General features: G+C 62.4%; 20 protein-coding genes. 12 read left to right on the top strand and 8 right to left on the bottom strand.

Annotation, left to right across the window (positions count from 1 at the left end):
- Nucleotides 1-33: 33 nt before the first annotated feature.
- The 7 genes from HB676_RS12690 (at nt 34) to HB676_RS12660 (ending at nt 6,827) form a co-directional block, all read left to right on the top strand.
- Nucleotides 34-1,134, top strand: a complete 1,101-nt coding sequence (locus HB676_RS12690; RefSeq protein WP_213738130.1) for an LLM class flavin-dependent oxidoreductase — start codon at nt 34-36, stop codon at nt 1,132-1,134.
- Entirely contained in the window at nt 1,131-2,072 is a 942-nt protein-coding gene (locus HB676_RS12685; RefSeq protein WP_213738129.1) for an ABC transporter substrate-binding protein, read from the top strand. The genes HB676_RS12690 and HB676_RS12685 overlap by 4 nt, the downstream gene beginning before the upstream one ends.
- Before the next feature lie 393 nt (nt 2,073-2,465).
- Nucleotides 2,466-3,941, top strand: a complete 1,476-nt coding sequence (locus tag HB676_RS12680; RefSeq protein ID WP_249780207.1) for a putative sulfate exporter family transporter — start codon at nt 2,466-2,468, stop codon at nt 3,939-3,941.
- Nucleotides 3,942-3,968: 27 nt separating this feature from the next.
- Complete coding sequence (locus HB676_RS12675) at nt 3,969-4,124, top strand: hypothetical protein (RefSeq protein ID WP_213738128.1); 156 nt, start codon at nt 3,969-3,971, stop codon at nt 4,122-4,124.
- 124 nt (nt 4,125-4,248) lie between these two features.
- The gene (locus tag HB676_RS12670) at nt 4,249-5,358 is read left to right on the top strand and encodes a methionine ABC transporter ATP-binding protein (protein ID WP_213738127.1); all 1,110 of its coding nucleotides are present in this window, start codon (nt 4,249-4,251) and stop codon (nt 5,356-5,358) included.
- Entirely contained in the window at nt 5,348-6,013 is a 666-nt protein-coding gene (locus HB676_RS12665) for a methionine ABC transporter permease (RefSeq protein WP_213738126.1), read from the top strand. The genes HB676_RS12670 and HB676_RS12665 overlap by 11 nt, the downstream gene beginning before the upstream one ends.
- 25 nt (nt 6,014-6,038) lie before the next feature.
- A complete protein-coding gene (locus HB676_RS12660; protein ID WP_213738125.1) occupies nt 6,039-6,827 on the top strand; it encodes a MetQ/NlpA family ABC transporter substrate-binding protein in 789 nt (262 codons plus the stop codon).
- Nucleotides 6,828-7,025: 198 nt separating this feature from the next.
- Here HB676_RS12660 and HB676_RS12655 read toward each other — a convergent pair whose 3' ends face one another.
- Both HB676_RS12655 and HB676_RS12650 read right to left on the bottom strand, forming a co-directional pair.
- Nucleotides 7,026-7,808 carry an alpha/beta hydrolase gene (locus HB676_RS12655; RefSeq protein ID WP_213738124.1) on the bottom strand — a complete coding sequence of 261 codons (783 nt, stop codon included), beginning with the start codon at nt 7,806-7,808 and terminating at the stop codon, nt 7,026-7,028.
- Nucleotides 7,809-7,811: 3 nt separating this feature from the next.
- Nucleotides 7,812-9,107, bottom strand: a complete 1,296-nt coding sequence (locus tag HB676_RS12650) for an O-acetylhomoserine aminocarboxypropyltransferase (protein ID WP_213738123.1) — start codon at nt 9,105-9,107, stop codon at nt 7,812-7,814.
- Between the two features lie 343 nt (nt 9,108-9,450).
- Between HB676_RS12650 and ssuC the strand changes: the two genes are divergently transcribed.
- From ssuC to HB676_RS12625, 5 genes are all read left to right on the top strand, one after another.
- Complete coding sequence (gene ssuC / locus HB676_RS12645; RefSeq protein WP_213738122.1) at nt 9,451-10,257, top strand: aliphatic sulfonate ABC transporter permease SsuC; 807 nt, start codon at nt 9,451-9,453, stop codon at nt 10,255-10,257.
- 23 nt (nt 10,258-10,280) lie between these two features.
- Entirely contained in the window at nt 10,281-11,126 is an 846-nt protein-coding gene (locus HB676_RS12640) for an ATP-binding cassette domain-containing protein (protein ID WP_346347334.1), read from the top strand.
- 7 nt (nt 11,127-11,133) lie between these two features.
- The gene (locus tag HB676_RS12635) at nt 11,134-11,718 is read left to right on the top strand and encodes a flavin reductase family protein (protein WP_213738120.1); all 585 of its coding nucleotides are present in this window, start codon (nt 11,134-11,136) and stop codon (nt 11,716-11,718) included.
- A gap of 103 nt (nt 11,719-11,821) precedes the next feature.
- Complete coding sequence (locus tag HB676_RS12630; protein ID WP_213738119.1) at nt 11,822-12,217, top strand: DUF4345 domain-containing protein; 396 nt, start codon at nt 11,822-11,824, stop codon at nt 12,215-12,217.
- Entirely contained in the window at nt 12,217-12,372 is a 156-nt protein-coding gene (locus HB676_RS12625; RefSeq protein ID WP_213738118.1) for a hypothetical protein, read from the top strand. Before HB676_RS12630 ends, HB676_RS12625 begins: the two co-directional genes overlap by 1 nt.
- Before the next feature lie 122 nt (nt 12,373-12,494).
- Here the strand turns inward: HB676_RS12625 and HB676_RS12620 are convergent, their stop codons facing one another.
- From HB676_RS12620 to HB676_RS12595, 6 genes are all read right to left on the bottom strand, one after another.
- Nucleotides 12,495-13,874: a sigma-54 dependent transcriptional regulator gene (locus tag HB676_RS12620; RefSeq protein WP_213738117.1), complete on the bottom strand. Its 1,380-nt coding sequence runs from the start codon at nt 13,872-13,874 to the stop codon at nt 12,495-12,497.
- A gap of 56 nt (nt 13,875-13,930) precedes the next feature.
- Nucleotides 13,931-14,281, bottom strand: a complete 351-nt coding sequence (gene fliN, locus HB676_RS12615) for a flagellar motor switch protein FliN (RefSeq protein ID WP_213738116.1) — start codon at nt 14,279-14,281, stop codon at nt 13,931-13,933.
- A 10-nt stretch (nt 14,282-14,291) separates the two neighbouring features.
- Nucleotides 14,292-14,912 carry a FliH/SctL family protein gene (locus HB676_RS12610; protein WP_213738115.1) on the bottom strand — a complete coding sequence of 207 codons (621 nt, stop codon included), beginning with the start codon at nt 14,910-14,912 and terminating at the stop codon, nt 14,292-14,294.
- Nucleotides 14,912-15,997 carry a flagellar motor switch protein FliG gene (fliG, locus tag HB676_RS12605; protein ID WP_213738114.1) on the bottom strand — a complete coding sequence of 362 codons (1,086 nt, stop codon included), beginning with the start codon at nt 15,995-15,997 and terminating at the stop codon, nt 14,912-14,914. The genes HB676_RS12610 and fliG overlap by 1 nt, the downstream gene beginning before the upstream one ends.
- Nucleotides 15,998-16,003: 6 nt before the next feature.
- Entirely contained in the window at nt 16,004-17,629 is a 1,626-nt protein-coding gene (gene fliF / locus HB676_RS12600) for a flagellar basal-body MS-ring/collar protein FliF (protein ID WP_213738113.1), read from the bottom strand.
- A 172-nt stretch (nt 17,630-17,801) separates the two neighbouring features.
- Entirely contained in the window at nt 17,802-18,077 is a 276-nt protein-coding gene (locus HB676_RS12595; RefSeq protein WP_002714638.1) for a DUF1153 domain-containing protein, read from the bottom strand.
- Between the last annotated feature and the right edge of the window lie 245 nt (nt 18,078-18,322).

Below are 18,322 nucleotides of genomic sequence, written 5' to 3'. Positions count from 1 at the left end.
TCATTATTCTCACCGCCTGAACCGGAGCCACCCATGTCCGTCGAATTCATCGGATACATCACCAACAACAATTCGTCCGAGACCATCGTTCGGTCCGGACCGGTGCTCGATCGCCGCTACATCGAGACCGTGGCGAAAGCCCATGAGACCGCCGGGTTCGACCGCGCGCTGTTGGCTTTTCATTCGACCACGCCGGACGGGCTTCAGGTCGGCCAACACGTATTGAGCGTGACCGACCGGCTTCATGTCATGATCGCGCAGCGGCCGGGCTTTACCGCTCCGACATTGCTCGCCCGTCAGTTGGCTACCATCGATCAGTTTTCCGAAGGCCGGGTTTCGCTGCATGTGATCACCGGCGGCAATGCGACCGAGCTGCGGCAGGACGGCAATACGCTCGACGACAAGGACGCACGTTACGCCCGCACCGACGAGTTTCTCGATGTGCTGCGGTCGCAATGGACCAGCGAGAAGCCGTTCAGCTACAACGGAAAATATTATCAGGTTCAGAATGGGTTCTCACAAGTGAAGCCCTATCGCAGCACGGGCATTCCGATCTTCGTCGGCGGAGCGTCCGATGCCGCGATCGAAGTCGCAGGCAAGCATGCCGATACGTTCGCGCTGTGGGGCGAATCCTACGCTCAGGTGCGCGATGTGACCTCGCGGGTGCGCGTCGCCGCCGCCAAGCACGGCCGGCCGACACCGCGCTTCAGCCTGTCGATCCGTCCCATCATCGCCGACACCGAAGAGAAGGCGTGGGCCAAGGCCGAAGAGATCTTGGCGCGCGCGACCGCGCTGCAGGACAAGACCGGCTATCGCAAGCCAGCCGACGGTCATGCGACCGCCGGTGCGCGCCGGTTGCTGTCGCTGGCAGAGCAAGGCACCCGGATCGACAAGCGGCTGTGGACGGAGATCGCCAAGCTCACCGGCGCCAACAGCAACACCACAGCCCTGGTCGGAACGCCCGAGCAGGTCGCCGAAGTATTCGGCGATTACTATGATCTCGGCGTCAGCCATTTCCTCATTCGCGGCTTCGATCCCCTGATCGACGCGATTGATTACGGCCGCGAACTGATCCCGCGCACGCGCGAACTGATCGCCGAGCGCAGCCGCGCCCGGGGAGTGGCAGCCGAATGATACGCGGTCTTTTCATTGCGGGCTTGTTGCTGGGCGCGATCACTTCGGCGTCGGCCCAAACCACGCTGCGGGTCGGCGACCAGAAGGGCAATTCGCAAGCCGTGATGGAAGCGGCCGGCGTGCTCAAGGATGTGCCCTACAAGATCGAGTGGAAGGAATTTCCGGCGGCCGCACCGTTGCTGGAAGCGCTCGGTGCCGGCGCCATCGAGACCGGCGTGGTCGGCGACGCGCCGTTCACGTTCGCCGCAGCTGCCAACGTGTCGGTGAAGGCGATCGGCGCCATCAAGCAGAGCCGCGAAGGCCTCGCGATCCTGGTGCCGCGCGACTCGCATATTCACAGTTTCGATGATCTGAAGGGAAAGAAGATCGCGACCGGCCGCGGCTCGATCGGCCATCAGCTTATTCTGGCCGCGCTGGAATCGCGGGGATGGTCGACGAGTGATGTGCAGATCGTGTTCCTCGCGCCCTCGGATGCCAAGGTGGCTTACACCCAGGGTTCCGTCGATGCGTGGTCGACCTGGGAGCCTTATGTGAGTCAGGAAGAAGTGCTGTTCCAGTCGAAGCGATTGCTCAGCGCGGAAGGTCTGGCGTCTGGATTAAGCTTCGAGGTCGCCTCATCCAATGCGATCCGCGACAAGCGGCCGGAGCTGGAGGATTTTCTGCGGCGGTTGACCGCGGCCCGCCAGTGGTCGCTGACCAATGTCAATGCTTACGCGGAGACTTGGGGCAAGCTGATGAACATTCCGCCGGCGGTGGCGATCAACTGGCTGAATCGCGCGAAAATCCAGATGGCGCCGATCGATGACGGCGTTGTGGCCGAAGAGCAGAAAACCATCGACCTGTATTTCCGCGCCGGCTTGATCAAGCAAAAGCTCAATGCGGCCGATATCGTCGACCGTTCATTTGCCGGGTTTTTGGGGAAGGGCGCGGGCCTTTAGGCCGGCGCGGTTCTGCGCGCGGCCCTATCCCACGCGCTGATCGGGGGCTTTTCAGGGTTTGTCGTCATTGCGAGCCAACGGGTCGCGCGAATGCGCGCCCGATGACAGGCTCCGCGAAGCAATCCGTTCTTGCCTCCTTGCCGCGCTATGGATTGCTTCGCTTGGCTCGCAATGACGGAAGTGAGGGATGCCCGAAGTCATTCCTTCTCTCCGGTCGCAGTTTGCGAGAAGAGCCTTATTTCAAAGCGCCGAAGAAAAGAATTCTATGAGATTGCCGTTATTACTGGTTTTGCGCCATATTGTTCCAAATTAAGGCGAATTTCGGGGCCGGGAATGCTGCGCGGAACCCACGCCATTTAATCAACCTCTTTAACTAGCTTTTGGGGAAGTCGGATGTCGGATATCGCGGTCAAAGCATCGGCGGAGCCAATTACGCTACGGGCGCGGCTGAACGAGGACTGGCTCGCGGTCGTTATCGGCCTTTTGGTGTTCGGCACGGCGCTCCTCAGCATCGGCGGAACTGATCTTTTGGGCTGGGCCGTAACCACATCGGTCTATACGGATCTGTCGCAGGCACTCAATCCATTTGCCAAGGCCTACGCCTGGCTCGGCGGCGGCGGTTCGCTGCTGGCCACTTATGCCGCGCTGCTGGTGGTGCTAGGTGCCGGCGTCGTCACGCTCGGGGTCGATGTCCGTAAATTCGCCCTCGCCTTCACCGCCGTGTTCGCCATCGCCTATGCGAGCTGGATTTTCGGCAGCTACGCCTATGTCGCCGCGGTGACGCCGGCCGAGCAGGCGAAATTCGGTCTCTCCTGGTCGCTGAAGCTTACCAATGAAGGCGGCTTCGTGGTGGCGCTGCTGTCGGGGCTGGTGATCGCCAATTTCTTTCCGCGGTTCGCCGAATGGCTCAAGGAAGCAATCCGGCCCGAGCTCTACATCAAGATCGCGATCGTGATTCTCGGCGCCACTGTTGCTGTCACGGCGGCGGGCCGCCTGAATCTTGCCTCTTCGTTGTTGATCCGTGGCGCCGCGGCGATCATCGAGGCCTATCTGATTTATTGGGCCGTGATTTACTACGTCGCGCGCAAATGGTTCGGCTTCAGCCGCGAATGGTCGGTGCCGCTGGCATCCGGCATTTCGATTTGCGGCGTCGCGGCGGCGATTGCTACCGGCGGCGCGATCCGGGCGCGGCCCGCGGTGCCGATCCTGGTGTCATCACTGGTGGTCGTATTCGCCGTCGTTGAAATTCTGATCCTGCCGTTCCTGGCGCAGACCTTCCTGTGGCAGGAGCCGCTGGTGGCCGGTGCCTGGATTGGCCTCGCGATCAAGACCGACGGCGCGGCCGTCGCCGGTGGCGGCATTACCGAGGCGCTGATCACCGCGAAGGCGGCGGCGGAAGGCATCAAGTATCAGCCGGGCTGGATTCTCGCGACCACCACCACCGTGAAGATCTTCATCGATATCTTCATCGGCATCTGGGCGTTCATTCTCGGCTACATCTGGACCAACCATATCGACAAGGGACCGGACAAGGCCAAGCCGATCGAGATCTGGCAGCGTTTCCCGAAGTTCATTCTGGGCTTCATCTTCGTCTTTGCGGTGTCGCTGTGGCTCGCGGTTGGCTCGACGCCGGAAATTGCCAAGGCGCTGCCTGCCGCGGCGGGCGAGGCCAATGTGTTCCGGGTGATCTTCTTCGTCCTGACCTTCTTCTCGATCGGCGTGCTGTCGGATTTCAGAAAGCTTTGGCAGCAGGGTTTCGGCAAACTCGCGGCGGTCTATTTCGTCAGCCTGTTCGGATTTGTGATCTGGGTCGGGCTGTTCATTTCATGGCTGTTCTTCAGCGGTTTCAAGCCGCCGCTGGTCAGCTAGTTCACAGCCTCGTTCAAAGGACAGTCCATGTCGCAACCTGATCTCAAGAGCGAACTCAACGCCACGGAAGTCGAGCCGCTGCTGCCGATCGAAAAGAAATTGATCGGCTGGAGCCTCGGCCTGGGGGTGGTATCGCTGGCGATCCTGATCGCCTTCAATCACTTCGTCCCGATCAAGTTGTAGTTCAACAATCGGATTCTGGTGGCGGCCGGGCTGTCACTCCGCGCGGCCGGTTTGACGGCCGCCATTGATTTATTCGCTGGCCGGGCCGCACCCGATATTCCCATCGGCGCAGAATTGACCTCTTATGAACAGTCCTGTCCCGACCCTGTCCGGAGCGCCCGTGCCGCCGCCGAGCGACGTGCAAACCCAGCCCATTATTGCGTTCGCCGGTGTCAGCAAGGTCTATCCCGCGCGCAATGAATCGGCGGAGGTCGTGGCGCTGCACGACATCGATCTGCAGGTGCCTCAAGGTGCCATCGTCGGCGTGATCGGCAAAAGCGGCGCAGGCAAATCGACGCTCATTCGCCTGATCAACGGTCTGGAGCGGCCGAGTCGGGGCAGCGTGCTGGTCAACGGCACCGATGTGACGGCGCTCGGCGAACGCGATCTGCGCGAGGCCCGCCGCTCCATCGGCATGATCTTCCAGCATTTCAACCTGCTGTCGTCCCGGACCGCTTTCGAGAATATCGCGCTGCCACTGGAAATTGCCGGCGTCGCCAAGAGCGAAATCGCCGGAATCGTCGGGCCGCTGCTGGCGATGGTGGGTCTCTCCGACAAGCGCGATCGCTACCCGGCCGAACTGTCCGGCGGCCAGAAGCAGCGCGTCGGTATCGCCCGCGCGCTCGCCACCAAGCCAAAGGTACTGTTGTCGGACGAGGCGACCTCCGCGCTCGATCCGGAAACCACCGACCAGATCCTGTCGCTGTTGAAAACGATCAATGCCGAATTGAAGCTGACCATCGTGTTCATCACCCACGAAATGTCCGTGGTGAAGAAACTCGCCGACCGGGTCGCGGTGCTCGAAGGCGGTCGCATCGTCGAGCAGGGCACGACCTTTGAGGTTTTCGCCAATCCCCGCCACGAGACCACAAAGAGATTCGTCGGCTCGATCACCGGCGGCAATGTGCCGGAATGGCTGCGCGCGAAACTAAAACCCGAACGTCTTGCCGGCGACAGCGCGGTATTGCACGTCGGATTCACCGGGCGAGGGGCCGGCCAGCCGGTGCTGTCGCGGCTGGCGCGAAACTTCGGCATCGACGTCAACATCCTGCACGGGCAGGTCGAGACGATCGCCAGTCATCCCTTTGGATCGCTGTTCATTTCGGTCGCGGCCGACCCGGAGGTCTTGGGCAAGGTGATCGCGGAATTGAAGGCCGGTCAAAACACTGTGGAGCATCTCGGTTATGTCGCCTGAGATACTCCAGCTCATTGCATGGTCGACGCTCGACACGCTCGTGATGGTGGGACTGGCGGGCCTGTTCGGAACCCTGTTGGGGTTGCCGCTCGGAATCTTCCTGGCGACCAGCCGGGCCAACGAATTTTTTCCGGCGCCGAACGCCAATCGCATCCTCGGCTTCATCGTCAATGCGACGCGCTCGACGCCCTTCATCATTCTGGTGGTCGCGATCGTACCGCTGACGCGTCTGATCGCGGGCACCTCGATCGGCACCCGCGCCGCGATCGTGCCTTTGACTATTGCCGCCATTCCCTTTATCGCGCGCGTCATCGAGGCCGCGATCCGCGAAGTCGATCAGGGCCTGGTGGAGGCCGCGCGTGCCTTCGGCGCCAGCCCGTTGCAGATCGTGCAGAAAGTTCTGTTGCCGGAAGCGATGCCCGCCGTGACCTTGGCGTTGACGCTGACCATTGTGAGCCTGCTCGGCTATTCTGCGATGGTCGGCGCGGTCGGTGGCGGCGGACTGGGCGATCTCGGTATTCGCTATGGCTATCAACGCTTCATGCCTGATGTCATGGCGACGGTCGTAATTGTGCTGATCGTGCTGGTGCAGGGCGCGCAAACCCTGGGCGAGGCCATTGCGCGCCGGCTCGACAAGCGCAATCGGAATTCATGAATCATATTTCACGGGAAAGAAAACCATGTCGCTACGTCATCTCATGATCTCGGCCGCTGTTGCGGCCCTGGCATTCGCTGCCAACGCGGCCAGCGCCGAAACCATCAAGATCGGCGCCACGCCGGGTCCGCACGCGCAGATTCTGGAGGCCGTCAAGCCGATCGCGGCCAGGAACGGTCTCGATATTCAGATCGTCGAATTCACCGATTACGTGGTGCCCAATGCCGCGCTGGATGCCGGCGACCTGCAGGCGAATTCGTTTCAAAACCAGCCTTATCTGGACAACCAAAAGGCGGATCGCGGCTACAAGATCGAGCCCGTCGGCCTTACCGTTAATTTCCCGATGGGCGTCTATTCGAAGAAATACAAGAGCTGGGATGCGGTGCCGCAGGGCGCCTCGCTGTCGATCCCGAACGATCCGACCAATGGCGGCCGCGTGCTGTTGCTGCTGCAGGACAAGGGCGTGCTGAAACTCAAGCCGGGCGTGGGCGTCAAGCCAACCATCGCTGACATCATCGACAACCCCAGGAAGTTCAGGATTGTCGAAGTGGACGCGGCGCAGACCGCGCGTACCCTCGACGACGTCGATGTCGCCGCCGTCAACACCAACTACGCCACCCAAGCAGGACTCGATCCGGTCAAGGACGCGATCCTGCGCGAGGACCCCAAGGGACCCTATGTGAACCTGATCGCGGTGCGCGCAGCCGACAAGGACAAGCCCTGGGTCAAGCTTTTGGTCGACAGCTATCACTCGCCCGAAGTGCGCGATTTCGTGCTCACGAAATTCAAGGGCGCCGTGCTGCCGGCGTGGTAGTTGACGTGCTGACTTACTTCACCTCTCCCCCTGTGGGAGAGGTCGAAATTCGCGCGCAGCGGGAATTTCGGGTGAGGGGTTACGGACTATCGATAGACTTGGACCCCTCACCCCAACCCTCTCCCACAAGGGGAGAGGGGGCGCACCTTCAGCGCTGCTACAGATCAATCTAATCTCATCAAGCATCCAGCGATGCAATCACGCCTGCAACGCCGCGAGCAGCTCATCCGGCCGCTCCACCATCATCATGTGGCCTGCGCCGCGCAATACTACCGTCTTTGAATTCGGCAATGCGGCGGCCAGCGCCTTGCCGGCCTTGGCCGGGGTCATCATGTCGCGTTCGCCGAGAACCAACGTCGCGGGTATCTTGATCTGCGCGGCCGCGGCCAGCGCGTTTTGATAGGCGTTGCAGGCCGAGAGATCGTTGAACAGCACGCCGGGGCGGCATTGTTCGAGCACCCGTTGCGCGCCGCTATGCATCCATAATCCGGGCGCGAGGCTGCCGCCGAGTTCGGCCGCAAAGCCAAGCCCCCAGATCGAAACCATATCGACCGCTGCGTGGTCATTGGCTTCCGCGGCCTTGAGCAGATCGGGGCCGACGGTCATGGAAGCCGCCGTTCCGATCAAACCGAGCGACGATATTTTGGCCGGATGACGTGCCGCGGTTTCCAACGCTATCAGCGATCCCATGGAATGACCGACCAACCGCGCCTTTGTCGCGCCGGCAGCATCGAGAAGATCAGCGGTCCAGTCTGCCATGTCGGCGATCGTCGTCAGCGGCGCGCCGCCCGATCGGCCGTGGCCGGGCAAGTCGGGCGCGAGCACGCCATAGCCGTGATGCGCAAACCAGCGGCTGTGCAGGGCCCATGTGGTGTGATCGAAGCCGGCGCCGTGCAGCAGCACGATAGTGGGCTGCGAGGCGTCGAATTCCCGGCCACCGGTAGCGACGAAGATATCGCGGCCATTGACGGACAATTGCATGGCTCAAGCCTTCTGCGACATACGGAGCGCCTGGGCGAGGTCATCGATGATATCGGCGGCGCACTCTATGCCGACCGACAGCCGCACCAGTTCTTCGCCGATACCGGCGGCCTTGAGCTGCGCCGCGTCCATCTGCTGATGGGTCGTACTGGCTGGATGAATGACCAGTGTCTTGGCGTCGCCGACATTGGCGAGATGACTGATCATCCGCAGCGACTCGATGAATTTCTTGCCGGCGGGCCGCCCGCCCTTGATGCCGAAACTGACGATCGATCCCGCGCCACGCGGCAGCAATCGCTTGGCCAGCGCGTGATCGGGATGGCTTTCCAGCGAGGGATGCAGCACCCAGTCGACCGCCTTGTTGGTGGCGAGCGCCTCCAGCACCAGATGTGTGTTGGCGACGTGGCGCTCCATACGCACACCCAGCGTCTCGACGCCCTGCAGCAACTGGAAGGCATTGGTCGGCGACAGGCAGGCGCCGAAATCGCGCAGGCCTTCGGTGCGGGCGCGCATGATGAATGCGGCCGGGCCGAATTGCTCGTCGAAGACAATGCCGTGATAGCCGGCATAGGGCTGCGTCAAACCCGGAAATTTGCCGGAGGCACGCCAGTCGAACCGTCCGCCGTCGACGATCACGCCGCCGATCGCGATGCCGTGGCCGCCGATCCATTTGGTGGCCGAGTTCATCACGATGTCGGCGCCGAGTTCGATCGGACGGCTGAGAAACGGCGTCGCGAAGGTGTTGTCGATCAACAGCGGAATCTTCGCGTCATGCGCGATCTGCGCGACCTCGGGAATATCCAGCACTTCGAGACCGGGGTTGCCGATGGTCTCGCCGATCACGAGCCTTGTATTCGGCCTGATCGTCGTGCGAAATTCATCCAGCGCGCGGGGCTTCACAAAGCTGGTAGTGATGCCGAAGCGCGGCAGCGTATGCGCCAGGAGATTGATGGTGCCGCCATAAAGCGACGCGGACGCGACGATGTGGTCGCCGGCATTCAGCAGTGTTGCGATCGCCAGATGCAGCGCCGCCATGCCGCTCGCGGTGCAGATCGCGCCGACGCCGCCTTCCAGCGCCGCGAGCCGTTCTTCCAGCACCGATGTGGTCGGGTTCGAAATCCGCGTATAGATATGCCCGGCGCGTTCCAAATTGAACAACGCCGCGGCGTGCTCGGAATCCTGAAACACATAGGATGTGGTCTGATAGATCGGGACAGCCCGGGCGCCGGTGACGGGGTCCGGATGCTGGCCGGCATGGAGGCTCAGGGTTTCGAATGCAGGCGGCTTGGGTGCGGGCATGTCAAACTCGAAACGATGCGGTTTTCTGGACGGCGGTATGATTTGCCATAAACGGGCCGTGATTGTTAGCCTTTGGGGGCTCTGGCGGCCCGGATTTCCCACGATGAGGATTCCAGTTCCCTGACCGGTCCCGGGTTAACAATTCTCCATCTTGCGACGCCTGAGAATAATGCGCCGCGAGCGGCCGCAATTCAGCAATAAACACGTCGTTGCGGAGCCGTCAGAGAGCATTGTCATTGCTTTTTTTGCAGGGCACTCGACACCTCTGCAGACCATCCCCATCATCCCAGACATCGCGTTATCGCAAGATAAAAAAACTGCTGAATTTGAAGGCGTTAAGCCCATGAGCCTGATCGAAAACCTGCCGCGCATCCGCAAGCTTCGCTTGCCGCGCGCGGATGGCGTGGTCCAGTGGATCGTGCCGCTGGCGATCATTGCGATCTGGCAGGCCGCCTGTGTGACCGGATTTGTGTCTTCGCGCGTGCTGCCGGCGCCGAGTGACGTCGCGCTGGCGGGATGGAAACTTTTGCTGTCGGGTGAACTGGCCCAGAATATCTGGGTCAGCTTCTGGCGCGCCGGCATCGGCTTTATCATCGGCGGCAGCATCGGCTTTGCCTTTGGACTGGCCAACGGCCTGTCGCAGCTCTCCAGCCGGCTGACCGACACGACCCTGCAGATGGTGCGCAACATTCCGCACCTTGCTTTGATCCCGCTCGTCATCCTGTGGTTCGGCATCGATGAATCGGCCAAGCTGTTTCTGGTGGCGCTCGGGGTGTTCTTTCCGATCTATCTGAACACGCTGCATGGCGTACGCACCGTCGATCCGCAGCTGATCGAGATGGGGCGGATCTACGGGATGACCGACAGCGAATTGTTCCGCCGCGTGATCTTTCCGGGCGCGTTGCCGTCGATTTTCGTCGGCGTGCGCTTTGCGCTCGGCATCATGTGGCTGACGCTGATCGTGGCGGAAACCATCGCGGCATCGTCGGGCCTCGGCTACATGGCGATGCAGGCCCGCGAATTGATGCAGATCGACGTCGTCGTGCTGAGCATCCTGATCTATGCCCTCCTCGGAAAGGTTGCCGACAGCGCTTCCCGGGCGCTCGAGCGGCTGACGCTGTCCTGGAATCCGGCCTTTCAGAAACATTGAGAACTGATATGCAAGAAGCCCTTATACAAGACGCCTTGCGTTTTCGCTTGCCGGATGCCGAACCTGTGGACCCCAGCGATATCATCGAACAGGCCCAGGTCGCGCGGCGCGGTTCGGATGTGATATCGCGCGGGCTGCCGCTGACCATTCGCGGCTTGCGCAAATCGTTCGGCGATCATCAGGTGCTGCGCGGGATCGATCTGCACATTCCGGCGGGCCAGTTCGTGGCGATCGTCGGGCGCAGCGGCTGCGGCAAGAGCACGTTGCTGCGGCTGATCGCGGGTCTGGAAACCATCGATGCCGGCACCGTCAGCTTTGGCGAAGAAATCCGCCCGGAAGATGTGCGGGTGATGTTTCAGGAGCCGCGGCTGTTGCCGTGGGCCAAGGTGCTGTCGAACGTCGAAGTCGGCCTTGGCCGCGACCGCGCCTCGCCGGACGCGCAAGGCCGCGCTGAAAAGGCGCTTGCCGAAGTCGGCCTGGAGGAAAAACGCGGCCAGTGGCCGGCGGTTCTGTCCGGTGGGCAGAAACAGCGTGTCGCACTGGCGCGCGCGCTGGTCAGCGATCCCCGGGTGCTGGCGTTCGACGAGCCGCTTGGCGCGCTCGACGCCCTGACGCGTATTTCCATGCAGCGGCTGCTGGAGCGGGTCTGGCGCGATCAGTCCTTCACCGCGATTTTGGTCACGCATGACGTTGCGGAAGCGGTCGCATTGGCCGATCGCGTACTGGTGATCGAAGACGGCCGCATCGCCCATGACGTCAGGATCGATATCCCGCGTCCTCGCCGGCGCGGCTCCGCCGACCTTGCCGCGCTGGAAGGCTCGATCCTGCGCGATCTGCTCGGGGCGGGCGATGAATCCACAGACATATGAGGCTGCCATGAACACGGCTGTTCGCAACATCAAACTGGATCAGGGCGTCGCTACGGATGATTTTCGAGGCGCGATGCGGCACCTGGCCGGCGGCGTCAGCGTGATCACGGTCGGTCGCGGCAAGGACATCACGGGGATGACGGTGACCTCGGTCTCGTCGCTGGCGGTCGATCCGCCGTCGCTGGTCGTCAGCATCAACCGCGCTTCGTCATCCTGGCCGCTGCTGAAACGTCATGGCTTCTTCGGCGTCAACATCCTCACCGCCGATCAACTCGATGTCGCCGAGCGGTTTACCGGCAAGGGCGGCCTCAAGGGTGCCGAGCGTTTCGTCGGCGCTGAATGGACCACCGGCGCATCCGGCGTGCCGCTTTTGGTGGGCGCGTTGGCAGCAATCGATTGCGAGGCCGAGGATATCATTGAGCGTCATTCCCACGCCGTCGTGATCGGGCGCGTGCTGGATCTGCGGCTGTCGTCGCGCACGGCGGCCCTGGCCTATTGGCAGGGACAATATTTGGCTGTCGACCAGAACGAGGATGCGCTCAAGCTGGCCGAAGTCAGCGTCCCGACCCCGCGCGACCGACACAGGGCCTGATCGGCCGCTTTAGGCCGCGTAGCGCCTGAGAGGTGGCGTTTTCTCCATCTGCGGCCTAAAAGCTTTCCTTGAGTCCGGCGCTGCGGGAACCAGGGGAGGTCAGATGGAACGCAAGCTTCTTCAGATCGCCTTCGCGCTGGCGGGCCTGCTGCTGATCGCTTTCGGCCTCGCCGGTGTTTTCTTTGGCCCCAACTTCGCGAATCTGTCCGGCAGCGTCGAAATGGACAGCTATTTCCGCTTCCTCAAGGGCATGCTGCTCGGGATCGGCCTGATCTACTGGTCGTCGATACCGGATATTGCGCGGCACGCTGAGCGGATTTCGGTGGTGACATTCATCCTGGTGCTCGGCGCCGTCCCGCGGCTGCTTGCGGTGATCAGCCATGGCGTGCCCACCATCGGCATCCTGATCGGCCTCGCCGGCGAATTGATCTTCGCACCGCTGTTATGGCTGTGGCATCAGCACGTCGCCGGCGCAGCCCAACGCAGCGCCTTGACCTGATGAAGCGTCTCGCGGTCTTTGCATTTTACGCGATCGGCGCGCTGGCGATCGGCTATCTCGCGCTGTTCGCCTATGCGGCCTTCACCGGACGCGAATTGCAGCCCGGCGATCCGATTCATATTTTCCGCAAGCCGGATGCGCCGAATTATTCGTGAAGGGGGCTGAAGCCTATCAGCGTCATTGCGAGCGAAGCGAAGCAATCCATGTCGCCACGTAAAGAAAGAATGGATTGCTTCGTCGCTTCGCTCCTCGCAATGACGAGATGGCTTGACCCCAATCACGCCGTCGCGGCGACGCGATGAAAGTCGCCGGAGCCCGCGGGGGTGATCGGCAATCCGCCGTCGGCGTATTCGTTCAGCTTGTTGCGCAGCGTGCGGATCGAGATGCCCAGGATGTTCGCGGCATGGGTGCGGTTGCCGAGGCAGTGCTTGAGCGTTTCAAGAATGAGATCGCGCTCGACATCCGCCACCGTGCGTCCGACCAGCGCGCGGGTGACCTGTTCGGCGGCGAAGGTGGCGTGCGCCACTGCCGGCACTGTCTTGGTGAGATCGAGGCGGTCGCCATCCGGCGTCAGAATGGCTTCGGCGCCGATTTCATCGCCCTGCGCCATCAGCACCGAGCGATGCATGGTGTTTTCCAGTTCGCGGACGTTGCCCTGCCAGCGGTTGGACGTCAGCACCCGCCGCGCTTCGGCGGAGATCGGGCGCAACGGCACGCCGTTGGCGTCGGCATATTTCTTGGCAAAATGTTGCGCCAGTTCGAGAATGTCGGCCGGGCGTTCGCGGAGCGGCGGGATCTTCAGGTTCACGACGTTGAGCCGGAACAGCAGATCCTCGCGGAACGTGCCTTCGCGCACCGCGTCGGCCAGATTGCGGTTCGAGGTCGCGATGATGCGGATGTCGACCGGCACCGGCCGGGTGCCGCCGACGCGATCGATCACGCGCTCCTGGATCGCGCGCAGCAATTTGGATTGCAGCCGCACATCCATTTCGGAAATTTCGTCGAGCAATAACGTGCCACCGGTGGCTTCCTCGAACTTTCCGACCCGCCGCGCGACCGCGCCGGTGAACGCGCCCTTTTCGTGGCCGAACAGCTCGGATTCCAGCAGATGTTCGGGAATGGCCGCGCAATTGATGCTGATGAACGGCCGCTTGGCGCGGTTGGAGCGGGTATGGACATAGCGCGCCAGCACTTCCTTGCCGGTGCCGGATTCGCCGGTGATCATCACCGAGGCGTCGGAACCGGCGATCTGCTGCGCCAGCTTGATCACCTTGGCCATCGCTTCATCGCGGTAGACCAGGTCGCGGGAATCATTGGCGACGGCGGCGAGCACCGCGGCGATCAGTTCCGGATCTGGCGGCAGCGGGATGTATTCCTTGGCGCCGGCGTGGATCGCGGCGACCGCGGCGCGGGCATCATTGGTGATGCCGCAAGCAACGATCGGCACATGGATGTGTTCGGCCTCGAGCCGCATCACCAGGTCGCGGATGTCGAGCGCGACATCGACCAGCAACAGGTCGGCGCCCTTGCCGCCGCGCAGCACGCGCATCGCCTGTTCGTGGTCCTCCGCATGGGTCACGGAAGCGCCATTGTCCATCGCGATCTTGGTGGCTGTCGTAAGCTGGCCTTTCAGTGTGCCAACGATGAGAAGCCGCATGATAATCTCCTGTTCGTCTGTTCGCGCCCGTACTGCGCGTATCGTTAGAGAGAGCCCTAGTTCTTTTCGGCCTTGATGATTTCCGTCATGGTCACGCCGAGCTTGTCTTCCACCAGAACCACTTCGCCGCGGGCCACCAGCCGGTTGTTGACATAGATGTCGATGGCCTCACCGACGCGGCGGTCGAGTTCGAGGACGGTGCCGGGACCGAGTTTCAACAGTTCGCCGACATCCATCTTGGAACGGCCGAGCACGGCCGAGACCTGCACCGGCACGTCGAATACGGCTTCCAGATCGGCCGCAATGCGCGAAGCCTGTTCGTCTTCGTGATAGGCGATGTCGTCGTTGACAGGCGGTTGCGCGGCGTTGAGATCCGGGAGCGGAACCTGTGCGTCGGTGTCACTCATGGTTCAATCCTCAGGTCTGGTTGCGGGACGCGATGTAGCGTCCGACAAGTTCGTTGATCTTGGCGTCGATGGCTTCGCGTTCCAGAACGACGCCGCCATCCGCCCATTCGATTTTGCAGTCGCCGGTCGCGATTTCCGGCTCGGCCAGGATCACAAGCCGGCCCTCAAAGCCGCTTTGTTTCGCCAGCCGCTCGATACGCTCGTGGGCGGCGTCGTACAGGGCCTCGTTGATCCGGACCACGAGATGCGGTGTGGCAACCAGATGCGAGAAGCAATCCTTTACGAGCCCGATGATCTCGCTGAGCGGCTCTGCCGCAATCAGCGTGTTGCACAGCTTGCGCGCGACTGCGACGGCGACATCGACCGCCTCGGTCTCCATCCGGGTCTCGATCCCGGAAAAGCGTTGCGCGATACCCCGAATATTAACCCCGATTTCCTCCAGCGCGGCGGCGGAGCGCCGATCGCTTTCCGCCTTGGCCTCGCGCTGGGCGGCATCGTAGCCGTCGCGATAGGCGCGGGCCTCGGCGGCCGCGACCTTCTGGGCGATTTCCGCCGGCGTGGCCGGGCGCTCGCGCATCCTGTCGGGTGCCGAGAAGTCCATGTCGAACAGGAATTTTGCAGGGGCGGCCATCAGTACACCAGCTCGTCGTCGGCGCGATTCTTGGTCAGCATGATTTCGCCCTTGGCCGCGAGGTCCTTGGCGAGGTTGACCAGCAGCGCCTGCGCTTCATCGACGTCGCGCAGCCGCACCGGTCCCATCGCGGCCATGTCGTCCAGCAGCATCTTGCCGGCGCGGGACGACATGTTGCCGAGGAAGAAGCCGCGGACGTCTTCATTGGCGCTCTTGAGCGCGATGCCGAGCTTGTCCTTGTCGACATTGCGCATCAGGGTCTGCGCCGATCCGGAATCCAGCTTGACGAGGTCGTCGAAGGTGAACATCAGCGCCTTGATGCGTTCGGCGGACTCACGATTGTCTTCTTCCAGCGAGGTGATGAAGCGGGTTTCGGTCTGGCGGTCGAAATTATTGAAGATTTCGGCCATCACCTCGTGGGCGTCACGGCGGCGGGTCTGCGACAGGTTCGACATGAATTCGGTGCGCAGCGTCGATTCGACGCGCTCGATCACTTCCTTCTGCACCGCTTCCATCTTGAGCATGCGGCCGACCACGTCGAGCGCCATATCCTCGGGCAGGATCGCGAGCACGCGCGCGGCATGTTCCGGCTTCAGTTTCGACAGCACCACCGCGATGGTTTGCGGATATTCATTCTTGAGATAGTTGGCCAGAACCTCTTCCTGCACGTTGGAGAGTTTTTCCCACATGTTGCGGCCGGCGGGCCCGCGAATTTCATCCATGATGCCGGTGACGCGCTCGGCCGGCAGATAGAGCTGCAGCAGCCGCTCGGTGCCGTCGAAGGTGCCCATCAGCGCGCCGGATGCGGACATCCGCGACACGAATTCGAGCAGCAGGTCTTCCACCACGTCGGCCTCGACGGTGCCGAGTGTCGACATCACCATCGATAATTCGCGCACTTCATCGTCGTCGAGCAGCGACCAGACCTTGCCGCCATATTGTTCGCCCAGCGCCAGCATCAGGATCGCGGCGCGTTTCGGGCCGCTCAGCGGCGGGCTTTTCGGACGGTCGCCCTGTCGGCCCGCCAGCGAGGCGATGACGCTGGTGATGTCGTTGGCGTTGTTTGTGGCTGGGGGGAGGGCCATGTCAGATCACGCCGGCTCGCTGAGCCATTGACGAACAATGGATGCGGTTTCGTTGGGGTTGCGTTCAGCCAGTTCACCGACGCGATGCACGGATTGCGCGTGGACCTGGCCCTGAATTTGCGCGACGTCGATCATGTTGGGGCCCGAGGGGCCGCCCGGAACAAGGCTCTGGCCGGCGGCGCCCGCGGCTGCCGTGCCATCGGCCAGCGCCGGGACCGATCCGTCGCCGGCGAGCGTCGGGACCACTTCGGCGGCGAGGATGCGCTTGACCAGCGGGCGGATCACCATGAACAGCACCACGAGGCCGAGGAGCATCATGACGGCGAGTTCGATGACATACATCACGTCATCCTTGGTGAACTGCAACATGCCGAACATGCCGGTCGGCTCCGCGATCGGCGCGACCATCGGTCCTTCAGCGAATTTCAGGTTGACGACCTCGACCTGATCGCCGCGCTTCTGGTCGAAACCGATGGCCGAGCGCACCAGCGTCGCGATGCGGTCGAGCTGTTCCTTGTTGCGCTCCTGGTAGACCATCTCGCCTTTTTCGTTTTTGGTGTAGCTGCCGTCGACCAGCACGGCGACCGAGATGCGGTTGACCCTTCCGGCCTCGGTGACTTCGGTCTTGGTGGTGCGGGAAATCTCGTAATTGTTGGTTTCTTCGGTCTTCTTGCTCTGGTCGCGCGCGGCCGGCCCGGCGGCGCCCTGGCCCGCATTGCCCGGCAGTTCATTGCCGACGGTGACCTGGCCGTTGGTCTCGGCGGTCGCGCTGGATTCTTCCCGGGTCTGGCTCGAACGCAGCACCCGGCCTTCCGGGTCGAAGCTGTCCGAGGTCTTGGTGATCTTGTTGAAATCGAAGTCCGCCGAGAGCTGGACGCGGGCACGGCCGGCGCCGACCACCGACGAGACGATCGCCTCGACCTCATTGCGCATCCGCTTCTCGAAACCGGCGCGGCGCTCGTCCCCGATCGCGTTGTCGGTCTCGCCGCTGGCGCCGTCGGCCAGCAATTGGCCTGACTCGTCGACGATCGATACCCGCTGCGGCTTCAAGCCGTTGACGGCGGAGGCGACCAGATGGCGGATCGCCCGGATCTGCTGCGGCTCGAGGGCGCCGCGCACCCGCACCACGATCGAGGCCGACGGTTCGGGCGCCTCGCGCGCAAACAGCGGCCGGTCCGGCAGCACCAGATGCACCCGCGCGCCCTGTACCTTGTCGATGGCGCGGATGGTGCGAGCCAGTTCGCCCTCCAGCGCGCGCAGGTGATTGATGTTCTGGACGAAGCTGGTGGTCCCCAGCGCGTCGGATTTGTCGAAAATCTCGTAGCCGACGCCGCCGCCCTTGGGCAGACCGCCCTCGGCGAGCTTCATCCGCAGCCGCGTGACCTTGTCCTTCGGCACCATGATCACGGCGCCGTCGTTGCGCAGTTCGAAGGGAATGGCCTGGCGTTCCAGGTCCTTGAGGATGGCCGAGGAGTCCTCGACGCTGAGATCGGTAAAGAGTGTGGTCATTTGCGGCGTGGTGACGCGCATGATCACAAAAGCAAAGAAGCCGATCAGCGCGGCTGTTACCGCGACCATCGCCATCAATCGCGAGGCGCCGAGACCCCTTAGGAAGCCCACAAGACTCTGCAAACTAACCGCCCCTCAGATTCGGCCCCAAAACGCCGACTGGGCAATTATTGCCTATGGGATGGTTTCGATATGGTTAACGAAGGTTAAGAGCCCCGGCAAAACTTCAAAATAGAAAAAATCGGCTTCGCGAGGCGAAGCCGATTTGTTTAAAATGCCGCGCTCGGGGGAGCGTTTATTGGCGATATTGCTGGATTCGGGTCGTACGCAGCCCGGCAAGACCATGCTGGTCGATGGAAAACTGCCAGGAGAGGAATTCGTCCACCGTCAGCGTGTAGCGGCTGCAAGCCTCCTCAAGGGAGAGCAGGCCGCCGCGAACCGCGGCAACGACTTCGGCCTTACGGCGGATAACCCACCGTTTGGTCCCGGGCGCGGGAAGATCCGCAATTGTTAACGGACTGCCGTCAGGCCCGATGACGTATTTTACCCTCGGGCGATGGGGTTCTGTCATGGCGTACTCACAAACTCTCAACCACTGAACTCACGGTAATAACCTACGCCCCCCGGCTTAAAATTTGCCTAAGCCCAAGGATTCAATACAGGTTCAATACGAATCTCCTTGAAAATGACGGGAACACCGGCCGTCCGGGGCGCAAAATGGCGCCCGGATCGACCGGCGTGAAGGCTTGGGTGGATGTCGGGAGGGCCGCCGATCCTGGCTCGCCAGTTCTTGAGCGGCCGGCGCCTCCGGCAAGG

This window comes from Bradyrhizobium sp. dw_411 (assembly GCF_018449695.1).
Taxonomy (GTDB): Bacteria; Pseudomonadota; Alphaproteobacteria; order Rhizobiales; family Xanthobacteraceae; genus Bradyrhizobium.
This window is presented reverse-complemented; position numbering and strand designations above follow the sequence as displayed.

Bases quoted from the DNA above. Each gene is read 5' to 3' on its own strand.
- HB676_RS12690 (WP_213738130.1), top strand. From the start codon at position 34: ATGTCCGTCGAATTCATCGGATACATCACCAACAACAATTCGTCCGAG.
- HB676_RS12685 (WP_213738129.1), top strand. From the start codon at position 1,131: ATGATACGCGGTCTTTTCATTGCGGGCTTGTTGCTGGGCGCGATCACT.
- HB676_RS12680 (WP_249780207.1), top strand. From the start codon at position 2,466: ATGTCGGATATCGCGGTCAAAGCATCGGCGGAGCCAATTACGCTACGG.
- HB676_RS12675 (WP_213738128.1), top strand. From the start codon at position 3,969: ATGTCGCAACCTGATCTCAAGAGCGAACTCAACGCCACGGAAGTCGAG.
- HB676_RS12670 (WP_213738127.1), top strand. From the start codon at position 4,249: ATGAACAGTCCTGTCCCGACCCTGTCCGGAGCGCCCGTGCCGCCGCCG.
- HB676_RS12665 (WP_213738126.1), top strand. From the start codon at position 5,348: ATGTCGCCTGAGATACTCCAGCTCATTGCATGGTCGACGCTCGACACG.
- HB676_RS12660 (WP_213738125.1), top strand. From the start codon at position 6,039: ATGTCGCTACGTCATCTCATGATCTCGGCCGCTGTTGCGGCCCTGGCA.
- HB676_RS12655 (WP_213738124.1), bottom strand. From the start codon at position 7,808: ATGCAATTGTCCGTCAATGGCCGCGATATCTTCGTCGCTACCGGTGGC.
- HB676_RS12650 (WP_213738123.1), bottom strand. From the start codon at position 9,107: ATGCCCGCACCCAAGCCGCCTGCATTCGAAACCCTGAGCCTCCATGCC.
- ssuC (WP_213738122.1), top strand. From the start codon at position 9,451: ATGAGCCTGATCGAAAACCTGCCGCGCATCCGCAAGCTTCGCTTGCCG.
- HB676_RS12635 (WP_213738120.1), top strand. From the start codon at position 11,134: ATGAACACGGCTGTTCGCAACATCAAACTGGATCAGGGCGTCGCTACG.
- HB676_RS12630 (WP_213738119.1), top strand. From the start codon at position 11,822: ATGGAACGCAAGCTTCTTCAGATCGCCTTCGCGCTGGCGGGCCTGCTG.
- HB676_RS12625 (WP_213738118.1), top strand. From the start codon at position 12,217: ATGAAGCGTCTCGCGGTCTTTGCATTTTACGCGATCGGCGCGCTGGCG.
- HB676_RS12620 (WP_213738117.1), bottom strand. From the start codon at position 13,874: ATGCGGCTTCTCATCGTTGGCACACTGAAAGGCCAGCTTACGACAGCC.
- fliN (WP_213738116.1), bottom strand. From the start codon at position 14,281: ATGAGTGACACCGACGCACAGGTTCCGCTCCCGGATCTCAACGCCGCG.
- HB676_RS12610 (WP_213738115.1), bottom strand. From the start codon at position 14,912: ATGGCCGCCCCTGCAAAATTCCTGTTCGACATGGACTTCTCGGCACCC.
- fliG (WP_213738114.1), bottom strand. From the start codon at position 15,997: ATGGCCCTCCCCCCAGCCACAAACAACGCCAACGACATCACCAGCGTC.
- HB676_RS12595 (WP_002714638.1), bottom strand. From the start codon at position 18,077: ATGACAGAACCCCATCGCCCGAGGGTAAAATACGTCATCGGGCCTGAC.